The sequence below is a fragment of the Streptomyces sp. ISL-43 genome, assembly GCF_018614195.1.
Taxonomy (GTDB): domain Bacteria; phylum Actinomycetota; class Actinomycetes; order Streptomycetales; family Streptomycetaceae; genus Streptomyces.
On the sequence record NZ_JAGGOT010000019.1, the window covers coordinates 71,205 to 86,124 of the forward strand.

Below are 14,920 nucleotides of genomic sequence, written 5' to 3' on the forward strand. Positions count from 1 at the left end.
GCGACGGCGGGGCCGTCACGGTGCGGCACGGAGTATTGCGGAAGCGTGACCGTCGCCACAAGGGCAAGAGAGTTTTCGGACGGGTCCGGGCCCGGCCGGTGGTCTCATCCGGCTGGTTACACGTGATCGACCTGGCTTTCGTGCACGGGTCACGATCTGGGCGGAGACCCGCTCCAACCCTTGGCGAGACCCGGGAACGGGTGCTACACAGTGTCCAAGCACTTCCAGTGACACGTGTAACAACATCGTGTCGACCGCACCGCACCGCAGGCCCTTCACTGCATTGCACCGCACCGCAGGCCCTTCACTGCACTGCACTGCACCCACCGCACCGAGCAACCGCGCCGCGTCAGCCGCATCGCGCTCGGCGCGGCGTTCCCGGCGACGCCCTCGTGCGCAACAGCACCCTCGGCGTCTCCGTCCTCCCCGCGCACCGCACCCCGGCGGTACCCCCCACGCCACCTCCCCGCTCCGTCCCCCGAGGAGTCGTCATGGCCACGAACGAGATCACCGACCCGCCCGGCCTGGCGGATCCCGAACCTTCCCGCGGACGCGGGCTCCTGCTCCTCCTGCTGGTCGCGAACTCCGCGATGATGGCCGTCTACATGGGTGTCGGCTCGGTCCTGCTGCCCACCCAGATCGCCGCGATCGCCGGCGACGACAAGGTCGCCGTCCTGGGCCTCATCGGCGGCATCAGCGCGATCTTCGCGACCGCGTTCAACCCGATAGCCGGCGCCCTCTCCGACCGCAGCGGGCGCCGCAACCCCTGGGTGCTGGGCGGCGCCCTCGCCTCGCTCGGCGGCCTGGCCCTCCTCGGCAGCGTCAGTACCGCACTGCTCGTCGGGATCGGCTGGTGCCTGGTCCAGGCGACCATGAACGTCTACCAGGCCGCCGTCACCGCGATCGTGCCCGACCGGGTGCCCGCCGCCCGGCGCGGGACCGCGTCCGCGCTGGTGGGACTGGGTCTGCCCATCGGCGGCACGGTCGGCGTACTGATCGCCTCCCAGACCGCGGACCACCTGCGCACCGGCTACCTCGTCTTCGGCGGGGTCATCGCCGGGGCCGCGCTGCTGCTCACCACCTTCTGCCGGGACGTGCCGCGCTCCGAGCCCGCCCCGGGCACGTCCGCCGCGGACGCGCCCGCCGCCCCCAAGGGGGCCCAGGTCAAGGCCTTCCTCTCGGCGCTCGGCAACCACGACTTCCGGTGGGCCTTCATCGGGCGGGCGCTGATGGTCCTCGGCTACTTCTCGGTGGTCGGCTACCAGCTCTACATCCTGGACGACCACATCGCGCTCCCCGAGGGGCTGACCCCGCCGGCCGCGATGGCGATGCTCACTCCCGTCTCGATGGTCGCGATGGCCGTCTCCACGGTGGTCGGCGGGCTGCTGTCCGACCGCTGGAACCGGCGCAAGGTGTTCGTCGGCGTCTCGGCGGCCCTCGCCGGGCTGGTCATGGTGGTTCCCGTGGTCAGCCCGACGTGGACGGGCATGCTCGTCTTCAGCGCGCTCAACGGCCTCGCCTTCGGGTGCTTCATGGCCGTCGACACCGCGCTCGTCACCCTGGTGCTGCCCCGGGCCGAGGACGCCGCCCGCGACATGGGCGTCCTGAACATCGCGAACGCCGGGCCCCAGATCATCGCCCCGTTCGTCGCCTCCGCCGTCGTCACGGCCCTGGGCGGATACACCCCGCTGTTCCTGGTCGGCGGCGCCCTCTCGCTGATCGGCGCGCTGGCCATCCTCCCGATCCGCAGCGTGCGCTGATCCCGTCGCCACCCCACATTCTCCGGGCCGCCTCCCATGCCCCCGGGCGGCGGCCCGGCCAGCACTCCGGCGGGCTCGTGCCGAGGGTCGCGAGCCCGCCGGTCCCCACCCTTCCCGGCCCTCATCCCGTCCCCACTCCACTCCCTCTCCGAAGGAGCGTTCTGTGCAACGCAAGCGAGTTCTGCCGTTGGCCGCCCTGCTGCTGTGCGCGCCGGCCCTCGCCGGTACGGTGCCCGCCGCCGCGGCCGAGCCGCAGGCCGGTCCGGCGCCCGCACCCGTGCCCGCGAGCCGGCTGCGGATCCTGCTCACCAATGACGACGGCTACAACGCGCCCGGCATCCGTATCGCGTTCGAGAGGCTGACCGCCGCCGGGCACGACGTCACCATCGTGGCCCCGCTCACGAATCAGAGCGGCACCGGCACGAAGATGATGAGTGCCCCCTCGGTGACGGTCCGCCACCCCGAGCCGAAGGTATGGGCCGTCGACGGAACGCCCGGCGATTCGGTGGCCTTCGGGCTCTCCGAGGTGTTCGAGGGCCGCGCGCCCGACCTGGTGGTGTCGGGCACCAACTTCGGGCCGAACGTGGCCGGCCTCGCCACCCACTCCGGAACGGTCGGCGGCGCCGTCGCCGCCCTGGAGGCAGGTGTACCCGCCATCGCCCTGAGCACCGGCGGCGTCACGGCTCCGGACCCGGTGACCACGGTCAACGCGATGGGACCGACGCTCGACTTCGCCGTCAAGCTGATCGACCGGCTGCGCACGCGGGCCAGGTCCGGCCCCCTGCTGCCCGAGGGCGTCGGCCTGAACGTCAACCACCCCGTCGTCGGCGCCGACGGCAAGGGCACCCCGGCCGGGGTGGCCACCACCTTCCAGGACGCGCAGGTCCTGCTGAAGGCCGACTTCACCGACGCCGGCGACGGCACTTGGAAGGTCGGCGTGACGGTCGACCTGCGGACGCCGGCCCGGGGCAGCGATGTGGAAGCCGTGAGCGCCGGGAAGATCGCCGTCAGCCCGATGAACGCCGACTGGAACACGGGACCGGCCGCCCACGCCGTCACCGCCGCCCTGATCGCCGGGCTGCGCCCGTAGCCGTCCGGCCCGTCCGCAACACCCGCCTGCTGTCCGGGGGCTGGGTGGGTGTGCCGCGCCCCGCCCCCGGATCGTCGTCAACCCAGGAGTACGGATGCAACGGCAACGGCTCTCGACCCGGATCGCCCGGCTTTCCACGGCAAGACCCTTGCTCGGTGCGGCACTCGCGCTGACCGCCCTGATCGCCGCGGCCCTCCCGGCGGCCGCCTCTCCCGCAGGCAAGTACCCCGGCCCGTCGGACGGTTCGCCCCGCCCTGTGGTCTCCGTGGCGCAGGGCGCGCTGCGCGGCCGCGTCCACGACGGAGCGCAGGAGTTCCTCGGCGTGCCCTACGCGGCGGCGCCGGTCGGGGACGGTCGGCTGCGCGCACCACAGGAGCCCCGGCGCTGGAACGGGGTCCGCGAGGCTGTCGAACAGGCGCCCGCCTGCCTGCAGTTCTCGCCGTTCGGGCTGCGGGATCCCCGGGCTGTCAGCGAGGACTGCCTGTACCTGGACGTGTACCGGCCGCGAAGTGCACGCGCGGGGGCCCGGCTGCCGGTGATCCTCTGGATGCACGGGGGCGCGTACAGCCAGGGCACCGGAACGCAGTTCGGCGGGCGCACGATGGCGGAGCTGACCGGCGGCATCGTGATCAGCATCAACTACCGCCTCGGCCAGCTGGGTTATCTGGGCCTTCCCGAACTGGGCCGGGAGAACGCGCCCCGCTCCGGGTCCTTCGGCCTGATGGACCAGATCCAGGCGCTGCGCTGGACGCGGGAGAACATCGGCGCCTTCGGCGGGGATCGGGGCAACGTCACCGTCTCCGGCCAGTCGGCGGGCAGCGGTTCGGTGTGCGGGCTGCTGGCCGCCCCGTCCGCGGCGGGGCTGTTCCACCGGGCCGTGCTGCAGAGCGGGCCGTGCACGCTGCTGCGTACCCCGGACGGAGCACGCGCCGAGTCCGAGGCACGCGCCTTCGCCGCGAGCGCGGGCTGCGCCGATCCGGCCGGGGTCGTGGCGTGCCTGCGTGCCGCCTCCGGGCAGGCGCTGGTGGACGCGGCCCGGACGCACGCGACGTCGGGCCCGGCGTCGGGCGACGGACTGCTCCCGAGGGATCCGGCCGCCGCGATCGCGGCGGGAACCTGGAACAAGGTCCCGGTCCTGATCGGCAGCACCCGTTCCGAGGCGCGCTTCTTCGTCGCGCTGACCCAGCCGGGTCTCACGGCCGAGCAGTACGCGGAGCAGGTCCTGTCGGGCTACGGCGCGGCAGGGCCGGAGGTCCTCCTGCGCTACCCGGTCTCGGCACACGGGTCCCCGTACCTGGCGCTGTCGGCCGTCATGACGGATTCGACGTTCGCCTGCCAGACGGCCTGGACGGCTCAGCTGTTCGCCCGACAGGTCCCCACCTTCGCCTACGAGTTCGACGACCCGGACTCGCCGACCCTGGCGGGCGCGCAGGTCCCGGGCCTGGACGAGTCGAACGCGCACAGCGCCGAGCTGGCCTATCTGCACGACTTCACCATGGGCGAGCGGCCCCTGAGCTCCGTCCAGGTCGCGCTGGCGACGCGGATGAAGCGCTACTGGGGTGCCTTCGCGCGCTACGGGGTTCCCGCGGCGGCGGGCCAGACCCCGTGGCCGGCGACCGGCCCGGGCGGAGCGGTACTGAAGCTCGGTCCCACGGGCGACCGGCTCGACCGGGAGTTCGCGGCGGATCACCAGTGCGGGTTCTGGCGGACCCAGCCCTCCCGGCCGCTCTGACGGGCGACGAGACTCGGTGATCCGTACCGGGTGATTCGCGCCCCCGTCAAGGCGGGGGCGCGGTGCTCATCCTTTCGTGATCACCGAAATGGCGGCGGCCCGGGGGGTGCCGCCACGCCGCCGGGTGCCCCGCGGACCACGGTCCCCCGGGGCATCCGGCGGTTCATCGCGCCCGCGCCGCGGGGGTAGGGGCACGGAGAAGGACGGACCCCCACCGGCCTCCCGTCACCTCGGCCAAGGGGACGCTCGGCCACACGCTCGGCGCCGCCGGGGTCATCGAGGCGGCGCTCACGGTCCTCGCCCTGACGCAGGACACGGTTCCGCCCACGGCGGGGCTGACCGAGACCGACAGCGGCATGGACATCGACGTGGGTCACGGGAACCGCCAGGGACCACAAGTCGTCGATCGCGGTCAGCAATTCCTTCGGCTTCGGCGGACACAACGCCGTGGCCGTGCTCGCGCGGGCCTGACGAGCGGGCACCCGCCCACCGGGAGACGGGTGCCCGCTCGGTCCGATCCGCCTACCGCACGCCCGCCGAGGCGCGCGCCTGCGGGGCGGAAGCCGCGGCCGGCGCCGCCTGCGCCGCGTTCGCCGACGAACCGAGCTGCGCCTCCATGTCGTCGAGGGCGCCGCGCACCGCCGCGATCCGCAGGAGGAGTTCGTCCGCGGCGTCCGCGGCCGCTTCCACCCCCCGTTCGGCCCGCTGGCTCTGCTCCTCCATCTCCCGTGCCTCCTCAAGGGCGTTGAGGACCACCCCGATCAGCACGTTGACCAGGACGAACGAGGCGAGGAGCACGTAGGAGGCGTAGAAGAGGATGCTGAAAGGGGACACGGCGAGCCCGGCGTGGACGGCGTCCCCGAGTCCTTCGAGCGTGATCAGCAGGAACAGCGTCAGCCCGGCCCGGCCGATCGAGCCGTAGTGCCCGGGGTCGTGGCCGGCGAAGCAGATCCACCCGATCATCGCGTACACGTAGAGGATCAGGGCGCCCACGAACAGGAAGCTGACGGTGCCGGGCAGGCTGCGCCCCACGGCGACGAGGAGGACCCGCAGCTGCGGCATGAACTGTGCGGTGCGCAGTACGCGCGCGAGGCGCAGCAGACGCAGAAGGGTGGTGTTCTCCCGCAGGAACGGGATGAAGGCCGAGGAGACGACCAGCAGGTCGAAGACGTTCCAGGGGTCCAGGAAGAAAGCTTTCGGCCGGTCTGCGTGAGCGCCCAGGCGGATCAGCATCTCCAGGGTGAAGGCGACCACGCAGAAGTGCTCGGTCATGGCGAGGAGTCGGCCGTACTCGGTGGTCAGGCCGCTGTACGTCTCGACGCCCAGGAGTAGGGCGTTGAAGAGGATCACCGCGAAAACGGCGAGCGAGAACGCGGGCGCCTCGCACACGTCACGGCAGTGCGCGGCCAGCCTTCCACGCCTGGTGTCCACCGCGGTCGGGTCGGTCATCGTGCTCCCTCGTACGGGCCGCCGGCCGCCCCGTTCCGCACGCGCCGGCGTGCGCCGCTACGGAAGACGAGGCTGCCGAGGCGGTGTTCATGTTCCGCGTCGTGTAACGCGGGCCGGCGCGTATCGAGACGCTTTGAAGCGCTACATCGCCCGATCGGGTAACGCCGCTGCGCACCAGGTCACCGGCCGTGCGCGGGCGCGGTCGCGGAGGATGGCCCCATGACGAGTCATGACGATGGGACCGCGCGGGCATGGGCCGCGCTGGGTGGGGCCGGCGAACTGGCGGGGCGGGTGGCCTACCGGGGCGCGAGCGGCCTGGGGGACGGGCCGCTGCCCGTACGGGAGCTCGCGCGGGCCACCGTGGGCGCGTGCGCGCTGGCCGCGGCGGAGCTTGCCGCCGTACGGGCGGGGGGCGGGGCGGACGACGTTGCCGCGCTGGTGGTGGACGAGGGGGCCGTGACCACGGCGTTCGTCAGTGAGCGGCACTTGCTGGTGGCCGGGCGGGCGCCGGTGACGTTCGCGCCGCTGTCAGGCTTCTGGCGGGCAGCCGACGGATGGGTGCGGACGCACGCCAACTACCCGCATCACGAGGCCGCGCTGGTACGGGCGTTGGCGGCCGGGACGCGGGAGGGCGTCGCCCGGGCGGTCTCCCGGCGGGCGGCGGTGGACGTACAGGAGGCGGTCTACGCGCAGGGCGGGCTGGCGGTGGCCGTGGCGCCGGAGTTCGGGGAGCCGCAGCCGCTGGTCGAGCTGTGGGAATCGGGCGGCCGCGGCCGGGAGCTGGGCAGGAGCGCGGACCGGCTGCCGCTGGAGGGCGTACGGGTACTGGACCTGACCCGGGTCATCGCCGGACCGGTGGCCACCCGGACCCTGGGGCTGCTGGGCGCGGACGTGCTGCGTATCGACTCTCCGGGGCTCGCGGAGTCGGACGACGCGTACGCGGACACCGGCTTCGGGAAGCGGTCCGCGCTCCTGGACCTGGGCGCGGCGGCCGACCGGGCGGTGTTCGAGGAACTGCTCGCCGGAGCGGATGTGGTGGTGACGGGCTACCGGCCGGGGGCGCTGGCGCGCTACGGGCTCGGAGCGGACGAACTGCTGGCGAAGCGGCCGGGGTTGGTGGTCGCCGAGCTGTGCGCGTGGGGGTGGCGGGGCGCCTGGGCCGGGCGCAGGGGCTTCGACTCGCTGGTGCAGGCCGGGTACGGGATCTCCGCGGCCTGCGGGGACGGGCACGGGCCCGGGGTGCTGCCGGCGCAGGCACTGGACCACGGGACGGGGTACCTGGTGGCGGCGGGTGTCCTGCGGGCGCTCGCGGAGGGCGGTGGGAGGGGACTGCGGTTCTCGCTGGCCGGTACGGCGTCGTGGCTGGTCCGCGACGTGCCGGCAGCCGGAGCCGGAGCCGGACCGGGGGCCGCCGTTCCCGGGTACGCGCCGGAGCCGTGGCTGCGCGAGACCGGATCTGGGTACGGGACGCTGCGCTACGCGGTGTCCCCGCTCGGGGGCGGGGAATGGGGGCACGGGCCCTCCCGTTGGGGGACGGACCGGCCCGGCTGGCTCTGACCCCGGCGGGCTGACCGTCGCGGCCGCCGCCGCTCCCTGAGCGGGACGGGCGCGTGGGCCCCGGACGACGCATGCCCCCCTGGCGACCGAGGTCGCCAGGGGGGCATGGGATCGTGCGGGGCCGGGCGGGATCAGACCGCCGGGGCCGGGTAGGTCGGGTACTCCACGCCGGAGACGTACTGGACGACCCGGATGACCTGGCACGAGTAGCCGAACTCGTTGTCGTACCAGAGGTAGAGGATCGCGTTGTCCCCGTCGACCTTGGTCGCGCCGGCGTCGACGATCGAGGCGTGACGCGAGCCGATGAAGTCGCTGGAGACCGCGTCGGGCGCGGTGGTGAAGTCGATCTGGCGCTTGAGCGGCGAGGTCAGCGACACGTCGCGGAGGTACTCGAGCACCTCGTCGCGGGTGGTCTCGCGGCCCAGGCGCAGGCTGAGGATCGCGATCGAGACGTCCGGCACCGGGACGCGGATCGAGCTGCCGCTGATCGGCGCCTTGAGGTCCGGCAGCGCCTTGGCGACGGCGGAGGCGGCACCGGTCTCGGTCATGACCATGTTGAGCGGCGCGGAGCGGCCGCGCCGGTCGGCGCTGTGGTAATTGTCCAGCAGGTTCTGGTCGTTGGTGAACGAGTGGACGGTCTCCACGTGGCCGCGCAGAACGCCGTACTCGTCCGCCATCGCCTTGAGCGGCGGGACGATCGCGTTGGTGGTGCAGGAGGCGCAGGACAGGATCTGCTCGTCCGGCTTGATCGTGTCGTGGTTCACACCGTGCACGATGTTCGGGACGTCGCCCTTGCCGGGAGCCGTCAGGACGACCTTGTCGACACCGGGGCGCAGGTGCTTGGACAGACCCTCGCGGTCGCGCCACTTGCCGGTGTTGTCGATCAGGATGGCGTCCTTGATGCCGTACGCCGTGTAGTCGACCTCGGACGGGTCGTTGGCGTAGATCACCTTGATCTCGTTGCCGTTGGCGATGATCGTGCTGGTCGCCTCGTCCACGGTGATCGTGCCCTGGAACTGGCCGTGGATCGAGTCGCGGCGCAGCAGCGAGGCGCGCTTGACGATGTCCTGGTCGCCGCCCTGGCGGACGACGATGGCACGCAGGCGCAGGCCGTTGCCGGAGCCGGCCTTCTCGATGAGCAGGCGGGCGACGAGGCGGCCGATGCGGCCGAAGCCGTAGAGGACGACGTCGCGACCCTCGCCGCGCTCGATCTTGTTGTCACCCGTGGCGCCCGAGACGGCACCGGCGGTGAACTCCTCCACCGACAGGCCGCGGTCGTCAGCGGCGTACGTCGCGGCGAGCATGCCGATGTCGATCTGGGAGGGACCGAGGTCGAGCGAGGTGAGGGCCTGCAGGAACGGCAGCGTCTCGGTGACCGAGAGCTCCTCACCGGCGATCTGGCGGGCGAATCGGTGGGTCTTGAGGATGCTGACCACCGACTTGTTCACCAAGGAGCGGCTGTGGAGCAGGATCGTGACGTCCCGCTCCCTGTGCAGCTTCCCGATGATCGGGATCATCGACTCCGCGATCTTCTCGCGGTTCTTCCACTCGGTGAACGAGTCGTCATTGACAGTCACAGATTTGTCTTTCGAGCTAGGCGGCGCTCATATGCTAACCCGCGGTCGTGTTGACCCTTCAAGCACCCCCTGAGCAGGGCTTCACCCCTCGGCACGCTGAGTGACCGGAGCGCTGCTCTCGTCGCCGAGGAACTCGTACCAGCGGCGCTGGAGGCACAGGTAGCGGGTGTCGGCCTCGGCCAGGGCCAGGAAGGAGTCGACCGTGTCGCCCAGCCGCTCGCGCAGGCCCGGCTCGGTCAGCTCGCCGTCGTCGCCGAAGGCGGAGTGCGCCGCGGCGAGGCTGAACATGTCGGGGTAGACCCGGGCGCCCAGGTGTTCCAGCGGCACGCGCAGCGCCCACAGCCCGCGGTTGCCGCCGACCATCGACGGGGAGGCGGACACCAGCAGCGTCTGCTTGTCCTTGAAGGGCTGCGGCCGGAACCGCGAGACCCAGTCGACGGCGTTCTTCACCACGCCGGGCACGGAGGCGTTGTACTCGGGCGAGGCGATGACGAGGGCCTGGGCCGCCAGCAGCCGTTCGCGCAGCGCGGCCGCCCCGGCCGGCGGGCCCTCGGCCGCCTCGGTGTCGCCGTCGTAGGTGGGCATCGTGAAGTCCCCGATCCGGGCGAGGTCCACGACGGCGCCCGAGCGCTCGACCTGTCCGGCGACGAGGGCGGCGAGCCGGGTGTTCACGGAGCCCTCGCGGGAGGACCCCGAGAGGACGAGGACCCGCAGCGCTCCCGGTCCGGTGGTGATGTTCAGGTTGTCCGGGTCGGCGGGCCCGGTCGGGTTGTTCGCGTTGGTCGCATCGGTCACGTGCGGGACCGTACGGGACCCTGCGGGACCTCGGCCGCCCGCCCGCGCCGGGCCGCACGGGCTGTCACCCGGACGGGGTCAGTTGGCGCCCCAGCCACCGTCCAGGGGGAGGGAGGAGCCGGTGACGTAGCCGGTGTGCGGTCCGCACAGCCAGACGGCGGCCGCGGCGACCTCCTCGGGCTCGATGAGCCGCTTGATCGGCGAGCGGGTCAGCAGCACCTCGGAGAGGACATCGCCCGCGGCGATCCCGTGCGCGGCGGCCTGGTCCAGGATCTGCCCCTCGACCAGCGGGGTGCGGACGTAGCCCGGATTGATGCAGTTGCTGGTCACGCCGTACGGAGCCCCCTCGATCGCCGCGACCTTGCTGAGCCCCTCCAGCCCGTGCTTGGCCGCGACGTAGGCCGATTTGTACGCGCTGGCGCGCAGCCCGTGGACGCTCGAGATGTTGACCACCCGGCCCCAGCCGGCGGCGTACATGTGCGGCAGCACGCGGCGCAGCAGGAGGAAGGGCGCGGTGACCATCACCTGCTGGATCAAGGCGAAGCGCTCGGGCGGGAACTCGGTGATCGGGGCGACGTGCTGCAGTCCGGCGCTGTTGACCAGGATGTCGACGGCGCCGGGCAGCTCCCCGATGGCGGCGGGATCGGCCAGGTCGGCGACGTGGGCGTGCCCGCCGACGAGGCCGGCGACGGCCTTGGCCGCCGCCGCGTCGATGTCGACCACGTGCACCGTGGCCCCGGCCGCGGCCAGGGCCACGGCGCACGCCCGGCCGATGCCGCTGCCGCCGCCCGTCACCAGGGCGACGCGCTCCCGAAGCGGCGTGGGGGAAGGAAGTTCGCTCGTCATGGCTCGAAGCGTAGGCAGGGGCCGGGGTGGCGCCCACGGTGTCGCGCTCCATACTCGCCGCCGCGGGTATGGAGGCGATCACCATGCGGGGCGCGCGCCGTCGGCGGCCGGCCCCCGGCGGCCGCCGCCGAGCCCGGTGGCCGGGCCCCGGTCGTCAGACGTCGTCAGGCGTCAGGCGTCGAGCGGACAGCTGGTCAGCAGGGTCGCCGGATCGGCCGCGGGATCCCTGGGGACGGTGTGGCCGAGCGGCGGCCGCACCCCGCGCCCGATCCAGTCCTCCAACGCGGTGAAGGCGGCGCGGTGGCAGGGCGTGAGGGGGCGCAGCCGGTCGGGGAAGGCGTCAACGAGCGAGTCCACGTGGGTGCCGCCCTCGATGCGGTAGTAGCGCAGCAGGGCGCCCCGGCCGGCACGCCGCACCATGTCGGCGTAGACGTCGGAGTCCTGGCTGATGGGGAGCAGGACGTCGAGGGTGCCGTGCAGGGTGATCAGGGGTTTGCCGATGCGGCCGGTGAGCGCGGTCTTCGCGACGGCGCGGCGGACTTCGGCGGGCCGCTCCGCATAGGCGTAGTCGGCATCACAGGCGGGAGTGCCGGGCGTGCAGAACGGGGTCCCGGCCTCGGTGGGACCGTCGAAGCCCGGATCGAACTCCTCGCGGTAGATCCGCTGGGTGAGGTCCCAGTAGTACGCGTGGTGGAAGGGCCACAGGAACTCCGACCCGGCCGGGTAGCCGGCTGCGAGCAGCCGGGCGTGGGCCTGCTCCGCGTCCGGGCCGCCGGCCGCGTAGCGGGGGTAGGCGGCCAGCGCCGGGGGCAGGAACGTGAGCAGGTTCGGGCCCTCGGCCCGCCACAGGGTGCCCTCCCAGTCGACCCCGCCGTCGTACAGCTCCGGATGGTTCTCCAGCTGCCAGCGCACCAGGTAGCCGCCGTTGGACATGCCGGTGGCGAGGGTGCGGGACGGGGCCCGGTGGTAGCGCTGCGCGACGACCGCGCGGGCTGCCCGGGTGAGCTGGGTGACCCGGGTGTTCCACTCGGCGACGGCGTCGCCGGGCGCCTGCCCGTCCCGGTGGAAGGCGGTCCCGGTGTTGCCCTTGTCGGTGGCGGCGAAGGCGTAGCCGCGCGAGAGCACCCAGTCGCCGATGGCCCGGTCGTTGGCGTACTGCTCGCGCACGCCGGGGGAGCCGGCGACGACGAGCCCGCCGTTCCAGTGGTCGGGCAGCCGGATCACGAACTGCGCGTCGTGGTTCCAGCCGTGATTGGTGTTGCCCGTGGAGGCGGCGGCCCGGGTGTCGGGGAAGTAGCCGTCGATCTGGATGCCGGGCACCCCGGTGGGGACGGCGAGGTCCTTGGGGGTGAGGCCGGCCCAGTCGGCGGGGTCCGTATGACCGGAGGCCACCGTCCCGGCCGTCGTCAGCTCCTCCAGACAGTCGGCCTGCTGGCGCTCGGCGCCCGGTACCCGCAGGTGGGCGCGGCGGGCGCAGTGCGCGTCGGCCCCTGCGGCGCCGGCCGGGGGCGCGGTGGCCGTGAGCAGGGCCGATACGACGGCCGTTGCGGCGACGGCGCGGATGGCGGCTTTGGCGCGGGTGGTCGAGGAACGGGTGGCCGGTGGCATCGAGGAGCCTCCAGAAGACGGCGGGACGGGGGACTGGCCGGAGGCTACGGGCGGCCGCCCCGGTGCCGACACGGCTGCGCCCGCCATGTTCGCGGCCGCCCCGGTGGGGACGGCCGCCATGGCGGGCGCGTGAGGATGCGTGGCCGGGTCCCTACGGGCAGCCGGCGCCGGCGATGACGAAGTAGCCCGCGGGTGCCTCCTTCAGCGTGTGCGTGACGAAGACGTTGTAGAGGCCCATGTCCTGGTGCGAGCCCTTGGCGTAGGCATGGCTCCCGTCGGTCGTCGCCCGTCCCGCCCGCACCTGCTGGTAGTTGTTCGCGGTCCAGCACGCCGCGGCCGCGCCGGTCGTGCTCACGGCGACCGGCGCCGAGCGGACGCCCGCCGTCCCCGCGCCGTCGCGGGCCGCCACGGTGTAGGTGTGGCTCGTCCCGGGAGCGAGCCCGGTGTCCTTGTACGGAGGCGCGGCGGGATTGGCCACCTGGGTCCCGTCCCGGTACAACACGTAGTCGGCGGCGCCCGGAACGGGGGTCCAGGACAGGGTGACGCTCGTATCGTCGGTGCCGGTCGCGGCGAGGCCGGTGGGAGCCGGCAGGGTCCCGGGGCCGGGCCCGGGACCGGCCCCGTCGAGGCCGAAGAACCGCGTGATCCAGTCGCTGGAGCAGATCGAGGCGATGAAGTTGGCGGTCCCGGTACGGCCGCACTGGCCGGGACCCGTCCCGGGGTCGACCGGGGTGCCGTGGCCGATGCCGGGGACGCGGTTCACCTCGACGGCCACCGTGCCGTCCCCGGCGAGGTACTCCTCGTGGCGGGTGGCGTCCGGGCCGATGGATGTCGTGCGGTCCGGGGTCGTGGTCAGGCCGTGCAGCGCGGTCCACTGGTCGCGCAGCTCGTCGGCGTTGCGCGGCACCACCTTCGGGTCCTGGTCGCCGTGCCAGACGGCCAGCCGCGGCCAGGGGCCGGTCCACGACGGGTACGCGTCGCGCACACGCTGCGCCCACACCGCCGGGCTGCGGTCCACGCCCGGGCTCATGCAGGCGAGTGCGCCGGTGTCCTTGGTGCAGTCGTAGGGCAGTCCGGCGATCACGGCCCCCGCCGCGAACACGTCCGGGTAGGTCGCGAGCATCACCGAGGTCATGGCGCCACCCGCCGACAGGCCGGTGACGAACGTGCGGGCGGGGTCGGCGCCGTAGGCCGAAGCCGCGTAGGCGGCCATCTGCCGGATCGAGGCGGCCTCGCCCTGGCCGCGCCGGTTGTCCGTCGACTGGAACCAGTTGAAGCACTGGCTGATGTTGTTCGCCGAGGTCGTCTCCGCGAACACCAGCAGGAATCCTCGCCGGTCGGCGAATTCGGTCAGCCCCGAATTGTCGGCGTAGATCTGGGCGCTCTGGGTGCATCCGTGCAGCGCGACCACCACGGGCGGCCGGGCCGGGAGAGTCGCGGGCCGGTAGACGTACATGTTCAGCGTGCCCGGATTGGCCCCGAAGTCGGCGATCCGCTCCAGGGAGACGGCGGCGCGGGCGGGGGAGGCGGGCCCGGCCAGGACCCCGCCGACGGCCAGGAGCACGAGCGCGAGCAGTCGTACGAGGGCCCGGCGCGGGCGCGGAGGCCGCCGGAGGGGTTCACGGGGCACGGCGCTCTGAGTTCCGGATGGTCTGCGGTGCGATGACATGGCGGCTCCACGGGGTGACGGCCACCGCGGGCCGGCGGCTCGCGGTGGCCGTCACCGTAGGAGGGCCCTTACCAGCGGGGACATGGCGCGGACCGACACAATCGAGCCGTCGGTTGGCGGATCCGCCAGGGTTGCGCGGACGTCCCCGGGTTGCTAACCGGAAACCGCCGCGCCCGGCTCCGCGCCCAGTCCCGTGCCCGGCTCCGCGGGCACCGTCAGCTCGGCTCCCGTCGCCGCGCGGACCTCCTCCACCGAGACCCCGAGGGCGAGTTCGCGGAGCAGGAACCCCGCCGGGGTGATGTCGAGGACCGCGAGATCGGTGATCACCCGCTGGACGACGGCCCGGCCGGTCAACGGCAGCGAGCACCGCTCCACGAGCTTCGGCGTGCCGTCCTTCGCCGTGTGCTCCATGAGCACGATCACCCTGCGCGCGCCGTGCACCAGGTCCATCGCGCCGCCCATCCCCTTGACCATCTTCCCGGGGATCATCCAGTTGGCCAGGTCGCCCGAGGCGGACACCTGCATCGCGCCCAGCACGGCGGCGTCGATGTGCCCGCCGCGGATCATGCCGAAGGACAGCGCTGAGTCGAAGTACGACGCCCCGGCCCGGACCGTGACCGTCTCCTTGCCCGCGTTGATCAGGTCCGGGTCCACCTCGCCGGCGGCCGGGTAGGGGCCCACGCCGAGGATCCCGTTCTCCGACTGGAGCACCACCTCGACGCCCGGCGGCAGGTGGTTGGGGATCAGGGTCGGCAGCCCGATCCCCAGGTTCACGTACGTACCGTCCGCCAGCTCACGGGCGGCGCGGGCCGCCATCTGCTCACGCGTCAGAGCCAT

11 protein-coding genes are annotated in these 14,920 nt (G+C 73.2%); 4 read left to right on the top strand and 7 right to left on the bottom strand.

Annotation, left to right across the window (positions count from 1 at the left end):
* Positions 1–491: 491 nt before the first annotated feature.
* From J7F03_RS11475 to J7F03_RS11485, 3 genes are all read left to right on the top strand, one after another.
* Positions 492–1,760 carry an MFS transporter gene (locus J7F03_RS11475; protein ID WP_214948608.1) on the top strand — a complete coding sequence of 423 codons (1,269 nt, stop codon included), beginning with the start codon at positions 492–494 and terminating at the stop codon, positions 1,758–1,760.
* Positions 1,761–1,923: 163 nt separating this feature from the next.
* Positions 1,924–2,850, top strand: coding sequence for a 5'/3'-nucleotidase SurE (gene surE, locus J7F03_RS11480; RefSeq protein WP_214948609.1), 927 nt, complete (start codon positions 1,924–1,926; stop codon positions 2,848–2,850).
* Between the two features lie 94 nt (positions 2,851–2,944).
* On the top strand, positions 2,945–4,582 hold the full coding sequence (locus J7F03_RS11485; protein ID WP_214948610.1) for a carboxylesterase/lipase family protein: 1,638 nt from the start codon (positions 2,945–2,947) through the stop codon (positions 4,580–4,582).
* Positions 4,583–5,104: 522 nt separating this feature from the next.
* Here J7F03_RS11485 and J7F03_RS11495 read toward each other — a convergent pair.
* Complete coding sequence (locus J7F03_RS11495; RefSeq protein WP_214948611.1) at positions 5,105–6,031, bottom strand: ion transporter; 927 nt, start codon at positions 6,029–6,031, stop codon at positions 5,105–5,107.
* A gap of 219 nt (positions 6,032–6,250) precedes the next feature.
* On the opposite strand from J7F03_RS11495, the gene J7F03_RS11500 reads away from it, so the two are divergent.
* Positions 6,251–7,588: a CoA transferase gene (locus J7F03_RS11500; protein ID WP_214948612.1), complete on the top strand. Its 1,338-nt coding sequence runs from the start codon at positions 6,251–6,253 to the stop codon at positions 7,586–7,588.
* 131 nt (positions 7,589–7,719) lie between these two features.
* Here J7F03_RS11500 and J7F03_RS11505 read toward each other — a convergent pair whose 3' ends face one another.
* The 6 genes from J7F03_RS11505 to J7F03_RS11530 all read right to left on the bottom strand — a co-directional run bounded on the left by J7F03_RS11505 (position 7,720) and on the right by J7F03_RS11530 (position 14,920).
* A complete protein-coding gene (locus J7F03_RS11505) occupies positions 7,720–9,165 on the bottom strand; it encodes a glyceraldehyde-3-phosphate dehydrogenase (RefSeq protein WP_214948613.1) in 1,446 nt (481 codons plus the stop codon).
* A gap of 81 nt (positions 9,166–9,246) precedes the next feature.
* A complete protein-coding gene (locus J7F03_RS11510) occupies positions 9,247–9,879 on the bottom strand; it encodes an NADPH-dependent FMN reductase (protein WP_214948663.1) in 633 nt (210 codons plus the stop codon).
* Between the two features lie 159 nt (positions 9,880–10,038).
* Positions 10,039–10,806 carry a 3-hydroxybutyrate dehydrogenase gene (locus tag J7F03_RS11515; protein WP_214948614.1) on the bottom strand — a complete coding sequence of 256 codons (768 nt, stop codon included), beginning with the start codon at positions 10,804–10,806 and terminating at the stop codon, positions 10,039–10,041.
* A 171-nt stretch (positions 10,807–10,977) separates the two neighbouring features.
* Positions 10,978–12,414, bottom strand: a complete 1,437-nt coding sequence (locus J7F03_RS11520; RefSeq protein ID WP_214948615.1) for a tannase/feruloyl esterase family alpha/beta hydrolase — start codon at positions 12,412–12,414, stop codon at positions 10,978–10,980.
* Between the two features lie 151 nt (positions 12,415–12,565).
* Complete coding sequence (locus J7F03_RS11525) at positions 12,566–14,083, bottom strand: PHB depolymerase family esterase (RefSeq protein WP_214948616.1); 1,518 nt, start codon at positions 14,081–14,083, stop codon at positions 12,566–12,568.
* Between the two features lie 153 nt (positions 14,084–14,236).
* A complete protein-coding gene (locus J7F03_RS11530; RefSeq protein WP_214948617.1) occupies positions 14,237–14,920 on the bottom strand; it encodes a CoA transferase subunit B in 684 nt (227 codons plus the stop codon).